Below are 21,386 nucleotides of genomic sequence, written 5' to 3'. Positions count from 1 at the left end.
CTCCTGCTCATTTGCCGCTAAGTCTCGCGTCGCATCATGCACTGCATGACATGACGTAACGACGGAGGCACTCAAATGATCAGGCACATTCTGGTCGCGGTCGGCGCACACAGGGACGACGAAGTACTGAAGACGGCCATCGACAAGGCTCGTCATACGGGCGCACGGCTGACAGCCGTGTATGTCGTCGACACGATGCCCTGGTGGGCGATGGCGGGCGTCGAGTACGGCTGTCCCGACACGCCGCAGATGGTCGAGGAGCTCGAGCGCACGGTCCAACGCCGCTGCAACGAGACGTTCGAACTCGACGCGTGGGACATCCATACGCGGGCGATGACGGTGCCGCTGCAGGGCGGCGTGGGTCGCACGATCGCGCGGCTCGCCGACGAGCTCGACGCGGATCTGGTCGTCGTCGGCGCGGGCCATCACCCGAAGTGGCGCTTCTGGGAAGCGCGGATGAGCGACCTGATCGCACGCTGCACGCGCCGCTCGGTGCTGATCGCGACGTCGGCGCAGACACGTCAGGATCGGGATGCACGGGCGGGCGAAGCGGCGCGCCGCCATGCGCAAGCCCGTGCGAGCGCACAGCTGTTTTGGATGCAGCCGCGAAAACGGCTTTGAAGACTACCGTCCGCCGATCAGCTTCAGCCCCGCCGGCAACGACTCGCCGAATACCCGGCCGCTGTCGGCAGCGTCGAGCGTGACGGTCTCGCGGACCATCTGGATCCACGTGGGCGCCGCGCCGAGCGTCTCCAGCCGCCGTATCACCGCTTCGCGCGCGTGCTCGGGCAGATCGCGCGAACGGTCGCCCGTCATACGCGAGAGTTGCACGGCGGCGAACGCGGCGGGCTCGACTTTCTTCCAGTCGAGCGCGAGCACGGCGTCGAGCCATTGCGCGGCGACTTCGGGCGGCACGACGCCATGCGCGCTGCCATAGAACGGCAGGCGCGCGCCGATACGCCCGATCGCCCACCACGTCTGATGATTCTCCGAAGGCTTGCGCAGACGTTCCAGCAGTTCCTGCGCGAGTGCGATCTTGCGCTCGACGGAAATACGCTCCAGCGAGGCCTGCACGCGAATCATGTCCGCGTAGCCGACCTTCGCGGGGTCGAACGGCAGCTTCTGCTTCCGGATGCTGGCCGCCTGCAGGAACGCCATCGCGTCGAGCAACTGCAACTGCGCATCTTCGTTCAGACCGCCTGCCGCACGGCGCCACAGCGTCCACCATTCGGACCAGACCTGGCTTTCCTGGATGTATTGAATGCCGTCGTCGAAGATCGACCACAATTGTTCGACGCGCCATTCGTCGAGCGGATAGCCGAACCCTGGCCGCAGGCAATAGCCCGTGAGATTGAGCCACAGACGTTCGTGATCGGCCGAGCGCCGCCGGCGTTTCGCGCGCTCCCACAACGCGCCGAATAGCTCACGCAAGAGCGCGACGTCCCAGTTGTCGCGGGCGCCGAGCGCCTGTTCCAGTTGCGCGCGCAGCCGCTTCACTTCGTTGGGCGCGACGTTTGACGAGCGCGCGCCGAACGAGCGCTCGATCAGTTCGATCGCGTGATCGAGTTGCGGATGGCGTTGCGCTTCGCCTGTTTGATTCGCGCCGGCTTCGTTCGTCGATGCCGCTTCGTCGCGGCGCAACTCGAATTGCAGGAGCCACCGTTGCGAAGGATCGTCGGTCGCGATGCAGGTCACTTCGAGCGTGCCGACTTCCGTGATCGACGTGGTGAGCCGGACGGCGCGTTCGCCGGCATCCGATGCATGCCGGCGCTGCACGACGGTTGCGATGGGCGGCAGGCGGACGAAATCGCCTCGTGACAGATCGGCGAGTTCGCCGGGCGCGAAGCGCGTATCGTCGACCGTCGACATCAGGTGAAAACGCACCGGCTGCCCGAGCCGCAGCGCGAACACGCGTTCGTCGAGATGCACCTCATGCGCCTCTTCTGTGCCGCGCGGCAGCAGGCAGACGCCCTGGCCGCCGTCGAGCACGAGAAAGTAGCTGCGCGCCGAGCCGCCGCCGATACGCGGCGCGTTGCCCGCACGCGCCAGACCATAGGCAACGGCGCCGCGCGCGACGGCGACATCGGGATGATCGTTCTGCAGCACGTGCAGCGGCTCGCCGCGCCATCCGCCGAGCGTGTCGGCGAGCCTTTGCGTCAGCGCGCGAGCACGGAACACGCCGCCGTTGAGCAGCAGCGTGTCGGGTACAGCGAGCGTGTCGGCGGCGGCGCTTTCGCGGCTCGCGCCGAGCGCGTCGCGAGAAGGCGCCGCCAGCCGCTTCAGAAACGCCGCCACATGGCGCGTCACGGCGGCGTCGGCCGCATACGGCAGGCCGAATTCGACGATCGCCGCGCGCGAGCGGCGCGGCATCTCCTCGGCGGAAACCTGCGGAAAAAATCCGTCGACGACGACCTGCTCGATGTCGTCGCGCGTCAGATGCGTGGTGCGCGCGCCGCCGATCACGCGCGAACCCGATCCGAGCAGCGTGATCGCCATAGACGCGGGCGCGCTCGCATCGAGCAACTGCTCTTTCGCAACCCGGCATCGCTCGACGAGTTGCGAGAGGCTCGCCGCGGACAGCCGGGCCTGCCCCTCCTGCGCTGCGCCAAGCCGCGTCTCGGCGAGACGCGCGAGCGCGAGATCCATGTTGTCGCCGCCGAGCATCAGATGATTGCCGACGCCGATGCGCGTCAATTGCGGCTCGCCGTTCTCGTCGACATGGACCTTGATCAGCGTGAGATCGGTCGTCCCGCCGCCGACGTCGCAGATCAGCACCAGCTTCGTCTCGGCCAGTTCTGCGCCGAGGCTCGCGCGATGCTGAAAGAGCCAGTCGTAGAAGGCCGCCTGCGGCTCTTCGAGCAGCCGCAATTCGGGCAGCTTCGCGAGACGCGCGGCTTCGAGCGTCAACGCGCGCGCGCCTTCGTCGAACGAGGCGGGCACCGTGAGCACGACGTTCTGCTGCTCGAGCGGCGCATCGGGAAAGCGCCAGTTCCAGGCCGCGCGCACGTGCGCGAGGTAACTCGCGCTCGCGGCGACGGGCGAGACTTTCGTCACGTCGTCGGGCGCGCCCCACGGCAGGATCGGCGCGAGCCGGTCGACGGAAGCATGCGAGAGCCAGCTTTTCGCGCTCGTCACGAGCCGTCCCGGCACCTGTGCGCCGAGTATGCGCGCAAGCTCGCCAGTGACGGGCGGCAGCGCGTCGCCAGGCCGTTGATCGGCGCGCGACCAGGGCAGTTGCAGATCGCCCGGGTTCAGCTCGCCCTCAGCCGGGTGATAGCGCACGGACGGCAGCAGCGGCCGCGCGCCCACTTCCCCGGGCGCAACGAGCTGCTCGACATCGAACACGCGGATGTCGTCGGAACCGCTCGCGTCGTGTGCGACATACGCGACGACCGTATTGCTCGTGCCGAGGTCGATGCCGACCGTGTAGCGGCTCGCCGGCCGTCGTGGTTCGCGCTTTAGCTTGCCCTTCATCGAAGCCTTGGGTCAGTCCTGCGCGCTGCCGCGCACGTCGAACTCGACTTTCCAGCGCTCGTCCGTGCCGCGCGGAATCGCTTCGAGTTCAAGCGTGCCCGCTTCCGTCACGCGCGCGTGCAGCTTGACGGGCACGACTTCGCCGACGGTGCGGCCATCGGCGGGCAGGGTCGCCTGGATCTCTTCGAGTTCCTGCAGCTCGTCGGGCGACCAGTAGTCGAGCATCGTGCCGACCTGATCGAGCCGCCGCACCGACGAGCCGAAGAAGCGGAAGTGCACCGGCTCGCCGACGACGAGGCCGAACTCCTGTTCCGGCAGCGGCGCGTCGGTGCCTTCTTCCATGCCGAACGGCGCAACGCACAGCGCGGAAATGGGCGGCTCCATGCCGGGCACGGCGGGCATCGCCGATTCGATTGCGACGTAGTACGCACGCGCCGTGCCGCCGCGAATGCGCACGCCGCGGCCGCGCTTCACATAGCCGTAGTAGGCGGCGCCGCGCGCGACGGCGAGGTCGAGGTCTGCGCCTTCGAGCAGGCGCGCAGGTGCGCCACCGTCGGCCGCCAGCCAGCCGTTGAGCGTCGACATGATGCGTTCGACGAGCAGCGGCGACTTGAACACGCCGCCGTTGAACAGCACGGCCGTCGGATGCAGGAACGTCGCACCGGCGTCGAGCGCCTGCTGGCTGGCTCCCTGCATGCCTTGCAATTCGGCGAGCGCCGCGACCTGGCGGCCGAGGAACGCAGCGAGATGGCGCGTGATGGCCGCGTCCTGCGCGTACGGCAGGCCGAGCTGCGTCAGACCGGCGCGCGTGCGCACCATCGGCCGGGCCGACGATTCGACTTGCGGGAAGAAGCCTTCGAGGATCGTCTGCGTGAGTTCGTCGCGCGTCAGTTCGGTGCGGATCGAGCCGCCGATCAGCTTCGAGCCGCGGCTCGGCACGACGAGGGGCACGGTGTCCGTCGACGGATCGGACAGCAGCGTTTCCTTCGCGCCGCGGCAGGCGTAGGTGAGCGCGCGCAGCTGCCACGGATCGGCCTGCGTGCCTTGTGCGGCCAGCTTGCGCGCGACGACGTGCGCGAGCGCCAGATCCATGTTGTCGCCGCCGAGCAGGATGTGTTCGCCGACGGCGACGCGATGCAGTTCGAGATTGCCTTCGCGCTCGATCACGGCGATCAGCGAGAGGTCGGTCGTGCCGCCGCCGACGTCGACCACGAGGATGATGTCGCCGAGCTTGACCTGCTTGCGCCAGCCGCCCGTGCTCTTCTGGATCCAGCTGTACAGCGCGGCCTGCGGCTCTTCGAGCAGTGTCATCTGGCCGTAGCCGGCGGCGTTCGCGGCTTGCGCCGTCAGTTCGCGCGCAGCGGGATCGAACGAGGCGGGAATCGTCACCGTGATTTCCTGCTGCTCGAACGGCGCGTCGGGATGCGCGTGGTTCCATGCTTCGCGCAGGTGTGTCAGGTAGCGCACCGAGCTTTCGAGCGGCGAGACGCGGGCCACTTCGGGCGGCGCATCGCTCGGCAGGATCGCCGCGCGACGGTCGACGCCCGGATGGCACAGCCAGCTCTTCGCGCTCGACACCAACCGGATCGGCGTGCCCGCGCCACGCGCGCGCGCCATTTCGCCGACCACAAAATTGCGTTCACCCGTCCAGGGCAGCGCGAGGTCGCCCGCCGCCAATTCGCTTTCGTGCGGCAGATAGAGAAACGAGGGCAGCAGGTCGAGATCTTCGAGCGCGCCGGGCGCAGTGAGTTGCGTGACGGGCATCACCTGCTGCTCGGTCGTCTCGCCGTCGCTGGCGGCGAGATCGACATACGACAGCGCGCAGTGCGTCGTGCCCAGATCGATGCCGATCGAATAGCGCGGATCGCTCATAGTTCCACCTCCGCAGGGGCGAGCACGGTCGCGTCGTGGCTGGCCGTGAGCTTCGGCAGGCGAACCTCGGCGGCGCGCCACCCGCGATGGCTGATGCTGCCCGAGAACGGCGCCTTGCCGATCACGTTGCCCGTCAGGCGGATGGCCGTCGCGTCGAAGCCTTCGCCGATAGTCACGCGGCTGCCTTCGGGTTCGTCGCGCACCGGCTGGATCGTGAAGTGCTCGCGCAGCGTCGCGCGGCAGCCGTCATGCACGAGGCGCGCAGCGGCGCCGATGTCGGCGTCCGAATACTTCGCGATGTCTTCCTCGACGAAATCGATGAAGCGCGCATCGCGTTGCAGGAGGCCGAGCAGTTGCAGCGCGGCTTCGGGCGTGGCTTCCTTGATGACGACGGGGGCGGGAGCCGGCGCGGGTGCGGGCGGCGTGACGGGGGCAGCCGCCGGAGCCGGGCTCGGGGCGGGCATGGCGCCGCTGCGCAGGCGCAACACGCTCGCGGCGAAGTCGCGGTCGCCGAGAATGCTGAAAAACGTGCCGAAGGCAAGCGACAGCCTGCCCAGCAACGAAACGTTCGGTTCGGTCATGAAAGATCGCTCCTGATTCTTTGAAGACTGCTGCGTCGCGTGCGTGTCGCTCGAGTGTGACGCTTATGTGACTCGTGCATCGCGCGCGGCCGCGTGGGATTCGGGGCGCAAGGCTGTCGCCGCCGCAAACGGGCGGACGCAGCCGCTGGTTCCGCGTCAAAACCCGTATTTTGCCTTGTTGTGAGCCATCGCCGGTTTAGAGTCCGATTCCTGCGCAAGATTGGCGGCCGGATTTTACGTCCTCAGGAAAGAATGAGCGGCATGGCGCTGTCATTTTTTTCGGCGAGGATAAGGGTTCGCCCGCGTGCAAACGATGCGCGCCGGCCTTGTCACGCTGACACTTTCAACCGATTGTCCGGAGGAAAGCCATGAGCATTTTCAGCACGATCCTGAGCAAGATCTTCCCGTCCAGCCATCCTGCCGTGCAGGCCGCCCCGGCGCCCGATGCGGCGCCTGCCGCGGATGCTGCGCCCGAACAGGCGCCCGCTGGTGCGGCGGCTGCGGCAGCGCCTGCCGAGCCCGTCGATGTCGAGGCGATCCTCACGGCGCTCGCCGACCAGCATCCGGAGAAGCTGAACTGGCGCACGTCGATCGTCGATCTGATGAAGCTGCTGGGCCTCGACAGCAGCCTCGCCGCGCGCAAGCAACTCGCCGAGGAACTGGACTATAGCGGCGACACGGGCGATTCGGCTTCCATGAACATCTGGCTGCACAAGCAGGTGATGACGAAGCTGGCGGAAAACGGCGGCAAGGTGCCCGACGACCTGAAGAACTGAGCCCGCCGCGGCCAGCATGCGCTTGCGGGTACGCGACTTGCGATCCGCCGGGGATCATGAAGCTCGCTACGTTCAACATCAACGGCATTCGTTCGCGGCTGCCGGCCTTGCTTCAATGGCTCGAACGGGAGGCACCCGATGTCGTATGCCTTCAGGAACTGAAGGCGCCCGACTCGGGCTTCCCCGAGGCCGAACTCAACCGTGCCGGCTATGGCGCGATCTGGCACGGACAGGTGTCGTGGAACGGCGTCGCGATCCTCGCGAAGGACGCCCAGCCGGTCGAAACCCGCCGCGGCCTGCCCGGCGATCCCGACGATACGCATAGCCGTTACATCGAGGCGGCCGTCGAGGGGATTCTGATCGGCTGTCTGTATCTGCCGAACGGCAATCCGCAGCCGGGACCGAAGTTCGACTACAAGCTCGCGTGGTTCGAGCGGTTGATCGTCTATGCGAAAAGACTGCTCGACAGCGGCCATCCCGTCGTGCTCGCGGGCGACTACAACGTCGTGCCTACCGATTTCGATATCTACAATCCGCGCTCATGGCTCAAGGACGCGCTGCTGCAACCGGAAAGCCGCGCGTGCTACGCCCGGCTGCTCGATCAAGGCTGGACGGATGCGTTGCGCACGCGCTTTCCCGACGAGCAGATCTTCACGTTCTGGGATTATTTCCGGCAGCACTGGGAGCGCAATTCGGGCTTGCGCATCGATCATCTGCTGCTGAACAGGCCGGTGGCCGCGATGATGCGCGATGCGGGTGTCGACCGATGGGTGAGAGGTGAGCCACATGCGAGCGATCATGCGCCCGCCTGGGTTGAGCTCGATCTCGAAGGGACAGCGAATGTCGGGAAGAAAACTGCAGTGAAGAAAACTGCAGTCAAGAAAACTGCAGTCAAGAAAACTGCACCCGGAAGCGCAGCGGCCGCAAAAAAACGCGCTGCGCGATCGACGCGTGCGGCTGCGTCAAAGAAGACGGGAACGTAACTCCGCGAGGGCCGAACGATATGGCCATCAGCCATGAAATGCCGGCAACACGTCAGCGGCGAGTTCCGCCATCACATCTCGCACAGGCCGCCGGGACGCCGGATTCAGCGCGACGTGATGCGTGCCCGTCTCGCGCATGTCGTCGAGCAGCGCCAGCAATGCATGCCGCCCCGCGCGATAGCCGAGCGACAACGGTGTCGCCGGCTCGTGTGGATCGTCGCTGAGATCGAGCCGCATCGCGACGCCGAATGCGCGAAACGCGGGCGCAGGCAGGCGCTCGACAGCCGCGCGCCACATGCTGTGTCTTGAGCGCTGTATTTCCGGTTCGCGATGGTAGGTCATCCAGCCGATCGAATGCCGCGCGATCCAGTCGACACTTTGTCCGCCCGACCCGACCGCGAGCATAGGCACGGGCAATGGCGGCCGTGGTAGCAGCATGAATTCGGGTGCATCGGCGGGCCGCAGATCCGGTATCACGCGAGGGACTTCCCCCAGCGCCGCCGCGACTGTTTCCCAATGCGCGCGATACCGTTCCCGGCGAGCTTCGGCATGGCATCCGAACGCCGCGTACTCGGGCGGGCGGTCGCCCGACCCGAGGCCCAGTACGAAGCGGCCATTCGACAGCGTCTGCACCGACCCGGCACTCTTTGCGATGTGCAACGGATGGCGCAGCGTCAGCACGATCGCGCCGCTCGCGAGAGCGATCTGCGTGGTGTTCGAAGCGAGTGCGCCAAGCAGCACCCAGGGGTCGAGATGGCCGACGGGATCGGGATAGTCGGCACTGTTCAACGGCACGTCGCGCACCCAGAGCGCACGAAAGCCGAGCGTGTCGGCGAGGCTCGCGAGCGCGACCTGCTCGCGGAAGTCCGCGACGATCGCGCCCGCGTGCAGTAGCGGCAGCGTCAGTCCGATCGACAGACGGCCTGCAGAAAATATCCGGTGATCGATAGTGGATTCGACAGTGGTCATCGACGATACCCGGTGCTCGCCTCGTCGCGGGACGGCGCGCGCTGGCGGCAATTGAGCGGAAACCGATGCTAGCACCGCCCGGCGACATTCACCCGCCGTCGAACGCACAACCCTGAGAGCGGCATGGACAAAGGCTCCGGCGCTTCCGCATGCAATCTTCCATTGTTTGCAATTTGGGAACTGTGATTTCAATCTATGAGCATAGAAATTCGATAGGTCTCGTCTACACTCACTCTCAATCGACGCCGCACTGAATCATCGGTCGCGACGCTGCCCCGATTCAACCATCTCTGGAGTTTCATCATGAAGACCCGCCTTATCGCTGCTGTGCTGGTTGCCGTATCCGCGGCTATTGCCGCTCCCGCGTTCGCTTCGGGTTATGGCCCGGCACCGTTCTATCGTCCGTCCGTCGGCGCACCTGCATCGCAACGCGGTGTCAGCGCGCAGACGGTTGCTGCCGAGCATAGCGCGACCCATGCTGCCAACGATGCCGTTGGTGGCGTGAGCGGCGCATCGTCGGAATCGGGCATCCGTCAGCCCGCGCAAGACGCGCGCGACGCCAACGTGTTCAAGGGTCATTGATCACTGCGTGCGGCAGGCTGCGGCCTTCGCGCACATGATGCTGGCAGGAGGTGAACCCATGAGAGCATTCTTCGAAGGACTGGTGTTGCTGGCGGCAGTGGTGGTGTACTTTCTGCCCGCCATCGTCGCCGATGCACGCGAACGCGAAGATGCGTTTGCGCTGACGATTTTCAACGTCCTGTTCGGTTGGACCGTGATCGGCTGGATTGCGGCGTACGCGTGGGCGCGTCACCGCGTGAGCGACAAACGGCTTGCGAATCTCGCGACGAACACACGCCGGTCTCTGGGCCGCGTAACGGTTGCAAAGATCGTGGCGCGCTCGCGCCGGATGCGCGCGGCGCGGCGTCAGTCGACGCTATCCGCGTAAAGAGTACTGCTTCGATGAAACCGCCGGCCGATGTCAGGCCGGCGCTTTTGCTTGATACCGACACGCGACGCATTGCGCGTCATTGATAAGTATGACGAAGCAAATTCAAATGCGGAAAAGATCACGTCTCGAAACGGCTTACCACAGCGCCGTCGTCCACCCCCGCAAGCGCACATCCCGCAACGCTTCGCGCAGGTTTTGCACGAACGCGTCCGCGCGCTGATAGCGGTTCCGCACGCGCGGGTCATAGCTGCGGTTCAACGCGAGCACGTCGACGATGCCGCGCGTCGAGACGCTTGTGTCGAGATCGGAGATGTCGGTGACTTTGGCCCACGTACAGCGCGTGATTTCGTTGCTTGGCGTGGCGGTTTGCTGTTCGTCGACATGAGCGGCGAAGACATGATGGCAGGTCCGCGTGCCCGCGAACTCGAACAGATACTGCATGCCTGCCGCCTGAAGGCTCGTTTCTTCCATGAGTTCGCGCACGGCGGCGGCTTCGAATGTCTCGCCGGTGTCGGGTTTGCCGCCTGGCAGCGACCAGCGGGAGTTCGCCTTGCCAACCAGCAGAATGCGCGTGCCCATCCGGCACACGACAGTCGCACGTTGCTTCACAGTGTCTCTTCCATGTAGGGACGCGAAAGCAGGGCTACCACGCCGCATGCCGCTCGATCCGGTGGCGCTCTCAGTCGCCATGCACCCATATTGTTCGCCGATGTTGATCACGCGGCGTGACACCTTTATGACAGGGGGCGCGAAATCCGACCCAACGCTGTCATCTGCATCGGCGACTCTCGAATCGAAGGCAGCATCCAGGCGGTCGCCGACATCAACGAACTGTGGGTCAGCCTGCAGTTGATCGACCAGCCCGTCACGGTTGGGCCAGTGATCGGCTGAGCGCGCAGCCGCCGAAGGCTATGCCGCCGCGAGCTTTTTGCTTTGCTTCCACATGCCTTCGAAGATCGCTGACGCAAGGTCGTGTGGGAAGTCGCGGGGAAGGTGCGCTGCAACGGTGTCGACGACCTGCTGCGTCGCGCCCGTCACGGAGGCGATCAGGTCGTCGACGGTGGCGCGCGACAAGCCGGCCCGCTGGCCTTGCGCGAGCCAGTGCCGCGGCACGATCTGACTCATCAGATAATGATTGCTCGAACCGCGCACAGCCATCGCCATCTTCGCTTTCTGCATCGGCACGCGATTCGCGCCGCGCCCGATGATGGGATGCGCGGATAGCACGTCGTAGAGCGGCGTCGCGCGATATCGGTTGCCGGGTAAATGCGCGATGCTGAAGTTCTTGGCATGGCCATCGGTTGCGGCAAGCAGCCAGAAGATCAGTTGCGTCTTGAAGAAGCGCGCGCTATCTTCGGCGGCATCGACGGAACCGGCCAGAACGTCCATCACGGCATCGATGCCCGGGCCGCCATCGGCCTGATATTTGGCAATGGGCGGCGTGCCCGTCGCCTGACACATGTCTTCCTGCGGAAGACGCACGATCCACGTGCCGTCGCTCGACAGCCGTCGGTCGAAGCGCTCGACGACGAGCGCTTTCTGGTCGCCGAAATAGCCGATATCGCATGCGGCGATGGGCAGGCCGTAGGCGCCGACGATCCGTGAACACAGCCATTCGTTTTCCACCGAGGTGCGCATGTCGGCCTGCATGTTACCGACAAGGCCCAACGGAAGCTTGAAGATATGCGTGGTCGGCGTGCTGCCAGCGGGAAGCACCCAGCGGCCGTTGTGACGCAGCAGCGCCGTTTTCTCCTGCGCGCCCGCGATGGACAGCCGAAGATCGGCGGCCGGATCGTGCTGGCCGAGCGGCGCGGCCGAGGTCGTGTCACGCAATAGCCGGCCAATATCGTTGGCCGTCAGCGTGTCGCCGCCGATCCGGTAAAGGTCAGTGGGCGCTTCGCCCGGCGGCAGTAGCTGGATGGCGCCCACACAGTCACGCCCGAGCGCGGCAAGCAGGTCGAAGGGCGCTGTGCCGCCCGTCTTGTAGCGCTGCGCCATCCTGCGGCGGATCGGTTCGCTATCGGGCAGCAGATTGTCGAAGAACGCCGACACGACGGCGCCGCGGTACGGCTGGTTGCCTGGCGTGAAAGGCAGTGACAGCGACAGCGGGCGCCCCTGCTGGTCGCCGACCCAGTCGTCGAAATAGACTAGTGTCCCGTTCCGTTGTTAACTGATCTATGTTCGCGTAGCATGTTGACGTCAACGGAACGGGAGACGTCAACATGCCGATGGGACGACCGAAGGCCGAGTTGGAGTTGAGCGAAGACGAGCGCTCGCAACTGATCTCGATAGCACGTTCCCGCTCGATTTCGGCTGCGCTGGTCACGCGTGCGCGCATTGTACTGGCGGCGGCTGACGGGGAGCCCAACAGCGCAATCGCGCAGCGCCTGCAACTCACACGCGCCACGGTGGGCAAGTGGCGTCTGCGATTCCTGGAGCAGCGCATCAACGGACTCTATGATGAAGTACGCCCCGGCAAGCCGCGCACGATCGACGATGAGCGACTGGCTCAGCTGATCCACAAGACCCTGCACACCAAGCCTGCGGATGGCTCCACGCACTGGAGCGTGCGCACAATTGCAGCCGAAACTGCCATCTCGCCGACGAGTGTGCACCGTTACTTCAAGCTGCTGGGTCTGCAGCCGCATCGCAGCGAAAGCTTCAAGCTCTCGACTGATCAATTCTTCATCGAGAAATTGCGCGACGTGGTCGGCCTCTACTTGAGTCCGCCGGAGAACGCACTGGTATTGTGCGTCGACGAGAAGAGCCAGTGTCAGGCCCTTGAGCGTACGCAACCCATGCTGCCGATGGGTTTCGGCTACGTCGAAGGTGTCACGCACGATTATGTTCGTCACGGCACCACCACTTTGTTTGCGGCACTGAACGTGCTCAACGGTGCCGTACTCGCCACCTGCAAGCCGCGTCATCGACATCAGGAATTCCTGTCGTTCCTGCGCGAAATCGACAAGGCAGTGCCGGCCGAACTCGACGTGCACTGTATCGTCGATAACTACAGCAGTCACAAGCACCCGAAGGTCAAGGCATGGCTGGCAGCGCGTCCTCGCTGGCACATGCATTTCATTCCCACCTACAGTTCATGGCTTAATCAGGTCGAACGCTTCTTCGCGCTGATCACTGACAAGGCCATCCGGCGCGGTTCGTTCGGTTCGGTCAAGCAACTGATCAGACGCATCGATCAGTTCGTTTCCCACTACAACGAAAACTGCAAACCATTCATCTGGACCGCCTCCGCTGATTCAATCCTCGAAAAGCTACACAGACTTTGTTCGCGAATCAGCGGAACGGAACACTAGCTGCTCGCTGCCACCGGACTTTTCCCAGTATCCGACGGCGAGTCCGTTCATCCACAGGTCGAGACGCTGGGTGTGTGAGCGGCGCCCCATACCTACCATTGCTCCCGCTTCCTGGCCGCGCTTGCGGGGCGCTTGCTCGTGGTGCCGGCGCGCCTGCCTGGGCCCGCTGCGGATTGGCGCACGCCTGTCGCGCCAGTGCCCGTTTTCGGAAGCTCGCCCGTCTTGATCGCGGGCGTCTGGCGCGTGCTTCTGGCACCGGTGGCTGGTTTGCGCGGCGCCACTTTGGCGGTTGCCCGGGGGCCTTGCACGGCTGGACGGGGTGACGGCGCAATTTTCGCAGCGGGCGCCGCATTCTCGGAGGCTGGCTCGTCCTGGCTGAGCTTGATTCCGGCGTTCAGCAGCCGCAAGACCTTGAAGAGCCGCTCGACGCCGGCTGCCGCCGGGTTGGCCTCGAACTGCGCATAGCTTTGCTGCGTGATGCCGAGCCGCTCGGCGAGCATCGCCTGCGTGAGTCCAGCGGCTTTGCGAAAGCCGCGCAGAACGGGCCGCAACTGGCCAAGCGTCTTGACGGAATAATCCACGGCGGGCCTCCAGAGAGACGGATTGAACGCGGGCAGGGCTTCTATCGGGCGCCGGCGGCGTCCGCACTGCCGTCCCAAGGTCGCAGAATACAGATCACAGACTGTATCTGCAATATACAGTCTTTGGGCTGTAAATAAAATATACAGTCTTTGGGCTGTAACAAGTCAACTGTGGAGACGTATCGAATTGCGCATGACTCCCAGCGTTTCGCGAACGGACCGCGCGCCGCGCGAGACGCACGCTGCGCTGCAGCGCAAGCGGGACCGTCACCACGGGTACGCGAAGTGCTAACAAACGCTCACTCGGACTCACTCGGCCGAACGATCAGGCGACGGCGACGGGAGCGACAGTCAAACAAGGGAGGTAAAAGCCATGAGCGATGATCAGTCTTCGAATTTACCCGATCCCACCCGTCGCAAGATCCTGGCGGCGCTTGCCGGCAGTGTGGCGTTGTCGGCTTGTGGCGGAGGGGGCGGATCGTCAGGCAGCACGGGTGCGACGAGCGGCCTCCCGCCCGATCGGGCGAACCTGCCGCGGCCTGCCTTGCCCGATCCTGCCACGTCGGGCGTCGATCACATCGTCCTCGTCACGATGGAGAACCGGTCGTTCGATCATATGTTCGGTTGGGTACCGAATGCCGAACATCAGCAGACGCGCCAGTTCACCGACGCTTTCGGTCAAAAGCAAACGTCGTTCGGCTTGACGTCGAATGCGTCATACGGATTCCAGGCATGCTCGTTCTCCGACCCGAACCATATGTACGAGGCAGGGCGCGTTCACCTCGCGAATGGTGCGATGAACGGCTTTCTACTGACGCCCGGCACGAGCATCACGCGCGGCGACCTGCTGCCCATCGGCTATTTCGGCGCGGCCGATCTCGACTTCTACCGCGGGGCTGTCACGCAATACACCGTTTGCGATTACTACATGAGCGGCATTCTGTCCGCCACGTTTCCGAACCGTCTTTATCTGCACAGCGGCGAGACCGACCGCCTCAATGACACTGTGGATACGTCTTCGCTGCCGACCATCTGGGACCGGCTCGACGCGAAGAACATTTCGTCGACGTATTACTTCCACGATGTCCCGTTCACCTCGCTCTACGGCTCGCGCTATGTCGGCCGCTCCCGGCTGTTCGCTGAGTTCCTTGCCGATGCCGCCGCCGGCAATCTGCCGTCGTTCTGCATGATCGATCCGAGTTTCGGGGGGGAAGCGCAGGGCACATCGAACGACGATCATCCGCATGCGGACGTGCGCAACGGACAGGTGCTGCTCGGCCGGATCTACGACGCGCTGCGCACCAGTCCGAACTGGAGCAAGACGCTGATGATTCTCGTGTATGACGAATGGGGCGGCTTTATGGAGCATGTGGTTCCGCCCGTCAAGCCCGTGTCGACGGCGGAGCATACCGTTGGCAACGATGGGCGCCTGGGCTTCCGTGTGCCGTGCATGCTGTTCGGGCCGCGCGTGCGCGCCAATTTCGTCTCGCGCTATCCGTTCGATCCCAGCTCAATTCATCAACTGCTGGCATGGCGTTTCGGTCTCGATCCGCTCGGTGTGCGGGCGAGCGACGCGACCACCTTCAATATGGCCTACGCGCTCGATTTCAGCGACGCTGCGCGAACCGACGCACCCGCGATTGCAGTGACACAAGGCACGTTCGGCGTCGCGTGCTCGGTTGCAGGCGTCATCCCCGGCCTTGGCGGCGTCGATCACAGCCAGCAGATTCCGTCCACTGCCGCCTCCGAACCGACGGCCAACGCGCCCGGCGGACGGTTTGCAGATCTCCGGGCGAAAGCAACCGCGCTAGGCTTCCCGGGCGGCATGTAATTTCTGCGCGATATGCACGGCATCTGCATCGCTCAATAACAATGGCGGCTCCGTCACGTGTGTCGCGGAGCCGCAAATCACAGCAGCGTATTGCTTCGAACGATGTGACCGCTCAGGCGGCTTCCTTCCGGCGCTTGCCAGTTTCCGTTTCGACGGGGGCCTTGTCGGACTGCGGCACGGTGCCGGCAGGTCGATGGACGTCATGCGTGACGAAGCCCTGCTCGCGGCTCGGCACGTCGAACCAGTCGCGATGCGAGAACGAATCGCGGATGTCGTCGAGACCGCTTTGCCAGTGTTCGAGCATCGTGTCCATGCTGAACTCGTAGTCCTTGTAATGCCCTTCGTAAGGCTTGTTCCTGTAGATCAGATGCACGACGTTGATTGCGCTGCCGTCCGCGGCTTCTTCGGCTAAACGGAACAGCGGGTCCGCTTTCAACACCGAGGTGGGCACGTGTTCGAGCAGTTCCTTGATGAAGCGCGCATGCTTCTGCTGCTCGGCAAGCATGTTGGTGATTGCACGCGTGCGGCTCGAATACTGGATGTCCTTGGCGCGCTCCGAGATGTCCAGGAAATCGCCAGGTGCATTGCCGAGCGCGCTCCATAAATCCACCTGGAAAACCAGTGTGTCCTTGTGATCGGAATCGCGCAGCACTTCCGTGAGCGGCGTATTCGACACGAGACCGCCGTCCCAATAGTATTCGCCTTCGATCTCGACGGCGGGAAAGCCCGGCGGCAACGCGCCTGACGCCATGAAATGCTCGGGCGCAAGGCGCATCTTGCGGTTGTCGAAGTAGGTGAGATTGCCCGTGCGCACATTCACTGCGCCGACTGACACATGAATCGCGCCGTCGTTGATGCGGTCGAAATCGGCGTATCGCAACAGCGTCGCCTTGAGCGCGGCTGTGTCGTAGTAGCTGACGTGGTTCGGGTCCAGTTTGCCGAGACCCGCCATCGGCAGCGGAAAGCGCGGTGCGAAGAAGCCCGGCTGGCCTTCCGTCAACGCGCGGCCCGCCGCCCACATGCTCGCCCACTTGCGCGAGAGATCATGCATGCCGAGACCGGGCAGCGCCCACGCGCCGATGCTGCCTACCCAGTCGAGTGGATGGCAGATTGTGTTCCAGAAACCGCGCAATGCATCGACCCGATGTTCCGGCGCATTGCCCGCGACGATCGCCGTGTTGAGCGCGCCGATCGACACGCCCGCGATCCGGTCGGGCTCGACCTTCGCTTCCGCGAGGCCTTCAACGACGCCCGCCTGATAAGAGCCGAGCGCGCCGCCGCCTTGCAGCACGAGCGCGATCTCGTCGTAGCGCGGCAACACAAATGGCTCCCGTTGTGCGCTGATTTTCTTTGTGTCGCTGCGCATGCGTCGCTCCTTATTTCATCGACCAGCCGTGGCTGACGATCACCGATTGACCAGTCAACGCCGACGATTCGAAGCCCGCGAGGAAGGCAACGGTGTTGGCGACGTCATCGACCGTCGTGAATTCGCCGTCGACGGTTTCCTTTAGCATCACGTTCTTCACGACTTCTTCTTCGCTGATGCCGAGCGCCTTTGCCTGCTCGGGAATCTGCTTGTCGACGAGCGGCGTGCGCACGAAGCCGGGGCACACGACGTTGGCGCGCACGCCGCGCGGACCGCCTTCCTTTGCGACCACGCGGGCGAGGCCGAGCAGGCCGTGCTTCGCGGTGACGTAGGCGGATTTCAGCTTCGACGCTTCGTGCGAGTGCACCGAGCCCATATAGACGATCGAGCCGCCGCGATCGCTGTCGTACATGTGCCTGATGGCAGCCTTGGTAGTGAGGAACGCACCGTCCAGATGAATCGCGAGCATCTTCTTCCAGTCGGCGAATGCGTACGCTTCGATCGGCGCGACGATCTGAATACCCGCGTTCGACACGAGCACGTCGATGCTGCCGAGTTCTTTTACCGTGCGCTCGATGCCCGCATTGACCGCTTCTTCGTTCGTCACGTCCATCGCAACGGCAATTGCCTTGCCGCCCGCTTCGACGATGCTCGACGCGACTTTCTGCGCGTTATCCAGATTCAGGTCGGCGATCGCTACGGCTGCGCCGAGGCTCGCGAGCTTGCGCGCGCATTGTTCGCCGATGCCGCTTGCTGCGCCCGTCACGAGCGCGACTTTGTTTTGCAGTGCCATCTCTGTTCCCTTCGATAGTTGGAAAGCCTGTTTGAAGCGTTAATCTCACGCGCCGATCTGGAACGCTCACACAGCGAGTTCGAGCGCGTCGTCATTCGACTTCCTTGCAGTCTGCATGTCAGCAGGCGCGAGATAGTCGAAAGCGACTTCGCCGATATCCAGCGTGAGATTCGCGATCACATGGCGCGCACCGACGACGCGCTTCACGGGCAGATCGGCAATCGGCGCGAGCGCGTGCGGATGCAGTTCGAGCGCTGCGGGGCCGCTCCATGCGCCTGACACGGTCACGTCGCGCAGATAGAAGCGCACGAGTTCGCAAATGCGCGCCGAGCCGTCGACATGCGGAATCACCTTGAGCAGATAGTTCGGCGTGTCGGCGAGTTTTGCGCGCTCGGCTTCGATATCGAGCATGCGATGCTTGTAGCCCATCGTGCCCGTTGCGATGCGTTGTGTGCCATAGTCAAGCGTGCCGAGCAGCGTATCGTTGCCGTCGACGCCAAGCTTCGGCCGCGCAAGCTTTTTCGGAAAGCCCCAGATCTCACGGCCGCCCGCAATCGGGCCTTCGTCGTCGAGGTACATCGAGTGCGTGTAATTCGCAAGACGTCCTTCCGTGTCGCGCACGGAGATCACCTGGCCGCTTTCCGTATAGTCGCCGAAGCCCGACGAATCCGGCATGCGAATGAACTCGTAATGAACGAGCGCGTTTTCGGGTTTCAGAGGTTCGGGCACGACGGCGCGCAACGCATCCAGATCCGTTTCGTACGAAATGATGAAGTACTCGCGATTAAGAAATCGGAACGGAGGGCGAGGGTAGGCGGGATTATGAACAGGCATCGCGAATGCGGATTGCCGGATCGATTGGATGTCCATGAACTTCCTCTTAGGCATTGGGCGTTGTTGGAGCACGGCGAATGTTAGAGCAAAAGCCTTTTTCGGATCACATTAATTTGCCCAATACACCGTTGGTCTACGCGCAACAGTGGGCGAGCCTTTCAGGCTGATTCAATAAACGGTCAATCATTGTGAAAATCGACATGGCCTGTTGACGTAAGTGACATGTCGCTGACGCACAAGGGAAACACGCATGACATGCGACCGATGCTGCGTTGTTGCGTGCAAAGCCATCGGAAAGTTTGCGCGAATGTAAATCGGAAGAGATTGATTGTTGAACTAAGCAAAGGCTTGCGCGTGGCAAAAGTTGACGGCGCATCGAGAGGATGCTCAGCAGAATGTAAGCGAAGAGAGGGGCGCCACCCGTCTGCACGCCGATACATTGGGTGACGGGCAATCGCAAGAGGCCTGCTGGCGGATTTTTGATGATTTGTTGCGGCGCGACATATTGGGGTATATACTAGGGTTATTACCTAGGGTGTTACCCTCATAAGGAGTCCGCCATGCAACAAGCTACGAGCGCTGCAGCCCCGTCCACGAACTGGCTTTCGCGTCTGCGCGAACTCGCGATCCGCGCCGTCGACTTGCATCTGCAGCACTGCGCCGTCCTCGCTGAAGCGTATCGCCGCTAAGCAAATCGCATCAAAAAGGGGAGTACGATTTCGTACTCCCCTTTGTTCCATTGGGCGCCTTTCGCGGCGCCGCGCCGTCGGTCATTCAGATGCCCGCCTTATTTGCAGCAAAGACGAGCCGCAGCCCAAGCGCCGCGATTGCGCATGCCGCGATCCGGTCGATCCCGATCTTCGCGCGCAAATAGATTTCGCGCGGCTTCCGGCTCGAAAAGCACAGCGCCACAACCGAGTACCAGCCGAATTCGACCGCGAAGACCAACGGCGGCAGCACGACATAGCACCACACTGGCGGATGTTGCGGCAACAGCGCCGCGAAGATACTGCCGTACCAGATGGCCGTCTTCGGGTTGCTGAGCTGCGTCGACAAGCCGATCCAGAACGACTTGCGAGCGCTGCGGCTGCGCGCTGCGCCGGAATTGTCCATCGCCACAGGGTGTGCCGCGCCACGCCAGATCTTCGACGCCATATAGATCAGATACAAGCCGCCCGCTACTTTGAGGCCGATATACAGCCATTCGACGGCGGCCAGCAGCGTATAAAGCCCGGCCAGCGCAATGCCGCCGAAGAAAATCCCGCCAATGCCCATTCCCAGGGCCGTTGACAGTCCGTCGCCGCGAGACAGGCCGATCGAGTTTCGCGCGACGAGAACGAAACTCGGGCCGGGAATCATCGCGCCAAGCAACAACGCGACGAGAATGGCAAATACGGCAGCGGATGCAGACATCGAATGGTCTCCTTGATGGCGCGTTCCGGCGCAAAGACAAATGGCGTGACGATGGGTGGACGTGTGCCGCAAGGATAGAGGCAACCCAAAACCTCTGCAACGCGCGCGACAAGGCGCATACGCGTCCGTTCGGCCCAAGCGCCTGATACAGCGCGCAACATCAGCAGGGTGGCGTTGCGTTTTATCTTTCGACGCGTGCCGTAGCCGATCATCGCGTCGAAGAATAAGCGGAATCCCGGCATGCAGAGAGAACGGCCCCAGCGGGTCTGCGCATGTACGCGCAGCGCGACGCCGTTCTTCGATGCGCAGCACGCCGCTGGCGAGACGATTGTCGGGCGAGTTGCTAGAGTAGCGCGATGGACGAAAACGAACGTATCAGGCGCGCCGTCTCCTGGCTGCGCGAAGCGGATGGCCTGCTCGTGACGGCAGGCGCAGGGATGGGCGTCGATTCGGGCTTGCCCGATTATCGCGGCGCGGAAGGCTTCTGGCGCGCGTATCCGGCATTGAAGCAGCACCGCCTGACCTTTCAGGACATGGCCAATCCACGCGTGATGGCGCTGCATCCCCGGCTATGCTGGGGCTTCTATGGGCACCGGCTCGATCTCTATCGGCGCACCGTGCCGCATCGGGGATTCGACATGTTGCGCCGCTGGGCCGAAACCATGCCGCGCGGCATCGCTGCATTCACCAGCAACGTCGACGGGCAGTTTCAGTCGGCGGGGTTCGACGCTGCGTCGGTGGCCGAATGCCACGGCTCGATTCACGTGCTGCAATGCTCGGAAGTCTGCCAAGACGGGCTATGGAGTGCGGACATCGTGCAGCCCGTCGTCGACGAGTCGACCTGCGAGCTCATGAGCGAACTGCCGCGCTGCCCCCAATGCGGCGCGGTTGCGCGGCCCAACATCCTGATGTTCGGCGACTATGACTGGATCGCGTTGCGCACCGAGGCGCAGGAAGCGCGTCTGCACACATGGCTGTCGACGGTCGAGCAACTCGTCGTGATCGAGATCGGCGCTGGCAAGGCGATCCCGACTGTGCGGTATTTCAGCGAGCAAAACGGCCCACGCGTGATCCGCATCAATCCACGCGATTTCGGCATCGCGCCGCATCACGGCATTGGACTGGCGCGAGGCGGGGTCGAGGGCCTGGCGCTGCTCGATCGTGCGATGAGGGAGTAGCGAACGGCATCGCGCCCGGCGATGCCGTCCTGCCTTCCGCACCCCGTCGCGCAACGGCTTAAACGGCATCGGGTTGCGCGGACCACGCCGGCTCGCGCTGACTGACGCGCCGCGCATCGACGCGCGCCTGCTGCCTGCGTACGATGGAACGCGCCGCGCGAGCCAACGCCAGTTCGAGCGCGCCGCGCCAGTCTCGTGCAATCGATGTGACGACGACGGGCGTCGCATCGGGCGTCTGCACTTGCACCTGGCAGCGTTTGTCGAGTCCGCCACGCGGGCCGTTGATGTCGGACAGACTGACGGTCGCCTTCGAAATGAGCCAGTCCATGCGGCGAAACACGAAGCGGATGCGTTGGCGAGCAAAGCTGCGCATACGGACGGCTTCACGGTCGCGGGACTTGAACAGGACTTGCATGAGACACCTCCTTCGTGGGTACGACTCAAGATTACGGCGAGAAGTCGTGTCGGA

At 63.9% G+C, this 21,386-nt stretch carries 20 protein-coding genes and 1 pseudogene; 9 read left to right on the top strand and 12 right to left on the bottom strand.

Annotated elements, in window-relative coordinates:
- Positions 1 to 75: 75 nt before the first annotated feature.
- Positions 76 to 621, top strand: coding sequence for a universal stress protein (locus BPHY_RS27720; protein WP_012404780.1), 546 nt, complete (start codon positions 76 to 78; stop codon positions 619 to 621).
- A 3-nt stretch (positions 622 to 624) separates the two neighbouring features.
- On the opposite strand, the gene BPHY_RS27715 is transcribed toward BPHY_RS27720, so the two are convergent.
- From BPHY_RS27715 to BPHY_RS27705, 3 genes are read right to left on the bottom strand one after another with little or no spacing between them, the layout of a single operon-like run.
- Positions 625 to 3,474: an Hsp70 family protein gene (locus BPHY_RS27715; protein ID WP_012404779.1), complete on the bottom strand. Its 2,850-nt coding sequence runs from the start codon at positions 3,472 to 3,474 to the stop codon at positions 625 to 627.
- Between the two features lie 12 nt (positions 3,475 to 3,486).
- Positions 3,487 to 5,346, bottom strand: a complete 1,860-nt coding sequence (locus BPHY_RS27710; RefSeq protein WP_012404778.1) for an Hsp70 family protein — start codon at positions 5,344 to 5,346, stop codon at positions 3,487 to 3,489.
- The gene (locus BPHY_RS27705) at positions 5,343 to 5,927 is read right to left on the bottom strand and encodes a DUF2760 domain-containing protein (RefSeq protein ID WP_012404777.1); all 585 of its coding nucleotides are present in this window, start codon (positions 5,925 to 5,927) and stop codon (positions 5,343 to 5,345) included. The genes BPHY_RS27710 and BPHY_RS27705 overlap by 4 nt, the downstream gene beginning before the upstream one ends.
- A 368-nt stretch (positions 5,928 to 6,295) precedes the next feature.
- Between BPHY_RS27705 and BPHY_RS27700 the strand changes: the two genes are divergently transcribed.
- Positions 6,296 to 6,703, top strand: coding sequence for a DUF3597 domain-containing protein (locus BPHY_RS27700; RefSeq protein ID WP_012404776.1), 408 nt, complete (start codon positions 6,296 to 6,298; stop codon positions 6,701 to 6,703).
- A gap of 56 nt (positions 6,704 to 6,759) precedes the next feature.
- Complete coding sequence (gene xth / locus BPHY_RS27695) at positions 6,760 to 7,686, top strand: exodeoxyribonuclease III (protein WP_012404775.1); 927 nt, start codon at positions 6,760 to 6,762, stop codon at positions 7,684 to 7,686.
- A 27-nt stretch (positions 7,687 to 7,713) separates the two neighbouring features.
- Here xth and BPHY_RS27690 read toward each other — a convergent pair whose 3' ends face one another.
- Positions 7,714 to 8,655 carry a TIGR03571 family LLM class oxidoreductase gene (locus BPHY_RS27690; protein ID WP_012404774.1) on the bottom strand — a complete coding sequence of 314 codons (942 nt, stop codon included), beginning with the start codon at positions 8,653 to 8,655 and terminating at the stop codon, positions 7,714 to 7,716.
- A 303-nt stretch (positions 8,656 to 8,958) separates the two neighbouring features.
- Between BPHY_RS27690 and BPHY_RS27685 the strand changes: the two genes are divergently transcribed.
- Complete coding sequence (locus BPHY_RS27685; RefSeq protein ID WP_012404773.1) at positions 8,959 to 9,237, top strand: hypothetical protein; 279 nt, start codon at positions 8,959 to 8,961, stop codon at positions 9,235 to 9,237.
- A 58-nt stretch (positions 9,238 to 9,295) separates the two neighbouring features.
- The gene (locus BPHY_RS27680; RefSeq protein WP_012404772.1) at positions 9,296 to 9,604 is read left to right on the top strand and encodes a superinfection immunity protein; all 309 of its coding nucleotides are present in this window, start codon (positions 9,296 to 9,298) and stop codon (positions 9,602 to 9,604) included.
- A gap of 138 nt (positions 9,605 to 9,742) precedes the next feature.
- Here BPHY_RS27680 and BPHY_RS27675 read toward each other — a convergent pair whose 3' ends face one another.
- Both BPHY_RS27675 and BPHY_RS27670 read right to left on the bottom strand, forming a co-directional pair.
- Positions 9,743 to 10,216: an NUDIX hydrolase gene (locus tag BPHY_RS27675; protein ID WP_041764868.1), complete on the bottom strand. Its 474-nt coding sequence runs from the start codon at positions 10,214 to 10,216 to the stop codon at positions 9,743 to 9,745.
- 300 nt (positions 10,217 to 10,516) lie between these two features.
- A pseudogene (locus tag BPHY_RS27670) lies at positions 10,517 to 11,758 on the bottom strand (type II toxin-antitoxin system HipA family toxin); the annotation flags it as partial.
- Between the two features lie 71 nt (positions 11,759 to 11,829).
- On the opposite strand from BPHY_RS27670, the gene BPHY_RS27665 reads away from it, so the two are divergent.
- Positions 11,830 to 12,921 carry an IS630 family transposase gene (locus BPHY_RS27665; RefSeq protein ID WP_012402527.1) on the top strand — a complete coding sequence of 364 codons (1,092 nt, stop codon included), beginning with the start codon at positions 11,830 to 11,832 and terminating at the stop codon, positions 12,919 to 12,921.
- A 92-nt stretch (positions 12,922 to 13,013) separates the two neighbouring features.
- Here BPHY_RS27665 and BPHY_RS44030 read toward each other — a convergent pair whose 3' ends face one another.
- Positions 13,014 to 13,502, bottom strand: a complete 489-nt coding sequence (locus BPHY_RS44030; RefSeq protein ID WP_012404769.1) for a helix-turn-helix domain-containing protein — start codon at positions 13,500 to 13,502, stop codon at positions 13,014 to 13,016.
- A gap of 373 nt (positions 13,503 to 13,875) precedes the next feature.
- Here BPHY_RS44030 and BPHY_RS27655 point away from each other — a divergent pair, with 373 nt between their 5' ends.
- Positions 13,876 to 15,333: an alkaline phosphatase family protein gene (locus BPHY_RS27655; RefSeq protein ID WP_012404768.1), complete on the top strand. Its 1,458-nt coding sequence runs from the start codon at positions 13,876 to 13,878 to the stop codon at positions 15,331 to 15,333.
- A 112-nt stretch (positions 15,334 to 15,445) separates the two neighbouring features.
- Here the strand turns inward: BPHY_RS27655 and BPHY_RS27650 are convergent, their stop codons facing one another.
- From BPHY_RS27650 to BPHY_RS27640, 3 genes are all read right to left on the bottom strand, one after another.
- On the bottom strand, positions 15,446 to 16,699 hold the full coding sequence (locus BPHY_RS27650) for a DUF3734 domain-containing protein (RefSeq protein WP_012404767.1): 1,254 nt from the start codon (positions 16,697 to 16,699) through the stop codon (positions 15,446 to 15,448).
- A gap of 10 nt (positions 16,700 to 16,709) precedes the next feature.
- Entirely contained in the window at positions 16,710 to 17,492 is a 783-nt protein-coding gene (locus tag BPHY_RS27645; RefSeq protein ID WP_012404766.1) for a 3-hydroxybutyrate dehydrogenase, read from the bottom strand.
- Between the two features lie 66 nt (positions 17,493 to 17,558).
- The gene (locus BPHY_RS27640) at positions 17,559 to 18,362 is read right to left on the bottom strand and encodes an acetoacetate decarboxylase (RefSeq protein WP_012404765.1); all 804 of its coding nucleotides are present in this window, start codon (positions 18,360 to 18,362) and stop codon (positions 17,559 to 17,561) included.
- Positions 18,363 to 18,886: 524 nt separating this feature from the next.
- On the opposite strand from BPHY_RS27640, the gene BPHY_RS43920 reads away from it, so the two are divergent.
- Complete coding sequence (locus BPHY_RS43920; RefSeq protein WP_279612556.1) at positions 18,887 to 19,015, top strand: hypothetical protein; 129 nt, start codon at positions 18,887 to 18,889, stop codon at positions 19,013 to 19,015.
- 85 nt (positions 19,016 to 19,100) lie between these two features.
- Here BPHY_RS43920 and BPHY_RS27635 read toward each other — a convergent pair whose 3' ends face one another.
- On the bottom strand, positions 19,101 to 19,739 hold the full coding sequence (locus tag BPHY_RS27635) for a LysE family translocator (protein WP_012404763.1): 639 nt from the start codon (positions 19,737 to 19,739) through the stop codon (positions 19,101 to 19,103).
- Positions 19,740 to 20,095: 356 nt separating this feature from the next.
- Between BPHY_RS27635 and BPHY_RS27630 the strand changes: the two genes are divergently transcribed.
- Positions 20,096 to 20,917, top strand: a complete 822-nt coding sequence (locus tag BPHY_RS27630; RefSeq protein ID WP_012404762.1) for an SIR2 family NAD-dependent protein deacylase — start codon at positions 20,096 to 20,098, stop codon at positions 20,915 to 20,917.
- A gap of 58 nt (positions 20,918 to 20,975) precedes the next feature.
- Here the strand turns inward: BPHY_RS27630 and BPHY_RS27625 are convergent, their stop codons facing one another.
- Positions 20,976 to 21,332 (bottom strand): hypothetical protein, encoded by a 357-nt coding sequence (locus tag BPHY_RS27625; protein ID WP_012404761.1) that lies wholly within the window; start codon positions 21,330 to 21,332, stop codon positions 20,976 to 20,978.
- Positions 21,333 to 21,386 lie beyond the last annotated feature (54 nt).

The sequence above is a fragment of the Paraburkholderia phymatum STM815 genome (assembly GCF_000020045.1).
Taxonomy (GTDB): Bacteria; Pseudomonadota; Gammaproteobacteria; order Burkholderiales; family Burkholderiaceae; genus Paraburkholderia; species Paraburkholderia phymatum.
This window is presented reverse-complemented; position numbering and strand designations above follow the sequence as displayed.

Coding starts and splice junctions, on each gene's coding strand:
- BPHY_RS27715 (WP_012404779.1), bottom strand. CDS start 3,474: ATGAAGGGCAAGCTAAAGCGCGAACCACGACGGCCGGCGAGCCGCTAC.
- BPHY_RS27640 (WP_012404765.1), bottom strand. CDS start 18,362: ATGGACATCCAATCGATCCGGCAATCCGCATTCGCGATGCCTGTTCAT.
- BPHY_RS27665 (WP_012402527.1), top strand. CDS start 11,830: ATGCCGATGGGACGACCGAAGGCCGAGTTGGAGTTGAGCGAAGACGAG.
- BPHY_RS27710 (WP_012404778.1), bottom strand. CDS start 5,346: ATGAGCGATCCGCGCTATTCGATCGGCATCGATCTGGGCACGACGCAC.
- BPHY_RS27685 (WP_012404773.1), top strand. CDS start 8,959: ATGAAGACCCGCCTTATCGCTGCTGTGCTGGTTGCCGTATCCGCGGCT.
- BPHY_RS27635 (WP_012404763.1), bottom strand. CDS start 19,739: ATGTCTGCATCCGCTGCCGTATTTGCCATTCTCGTCGCGTTGTTGCTT.
- BPHY_RS27690 (WP_012404774.1), bottom strand. CDS start 8,655: ATGACCACTGTCGAATCCACTATCGATCACCGGATATTTTCTGCAGGC.
- BPHY_RS27700 (WP_012404776.1), top strand. CDS start 6,296: ATGAGCATTTTCAGCACGATCCTGAGCAAGATCTTCCCGTCCAGCCAT.
- BPHY_RS27720 (WP_012404780.1), top strand. CDS start 76: ATGATCAGGCACATTCTGGTCGCGGTCGGCGCACACAGGGACGACGAA.
- BPHY_RS43920 (WP_279612556.1), top strand. CDS start 18,887: ATGCAACAAGCTACGAGCGCTGCAGCCCCGTCCACGAACTGGCTTTCG.
- BPHY_RS27650 (WP_012404767.1), bottom strand. CDS start 16,699: ATGCGCAGCGACACAAAGAAAATCAGCGCACAACGGGAGCCATTTGTG.
- BPHY_RS27625 (WP_012404761.1), bottom strand. CDS start 21,332: ATGCAAGTCCTGTTCAAGTCCCGCGACCGTGAAGCCGTCCGTATGCGC.
- BPHY_RS27630 (WP_012404762.1), top strand. CDS start 20,096: ATGGACGAAAACGAACGTATCAGGCGCGCCGTCTCCTGGCTGCGCGAA.
- xth (WP_012404775.1), top strand. CDS start 6,760: ATGAAGCTCGCTACGTTCAACATCAACGGCATTCGTTCGCGGCTGCCG.
- BPHY_RS27655 (WP_012404768.1), top strand. CDS start 13,876: ATGAGCGATGATCAGTCTTCGAATTTACCCGATCCCACCCGTCGCAAG.
- BPHY_RS27645 (WP_012404766.1), bottom strand. CDS start 17,492: ATGGCACTGCAAAACAAAGTCGCGCTCGTGACGGGCGCAGCAAGCGGC.
- BPHY_RS27705 (WP_012404777.1), bottom strand. CDS start 5,927: ATGACCGAACCGAACGTTTCGTTGCTGGGCAGGCTGTCGCTTGCCTTC.
- BPHY_RS27680 (WP_012404772.1), top strand. CDS start 9,296: ATGAGAGCATTCTTCGAAGGACTGGTGTTGCTGGCGGCAGTGGTGGTG.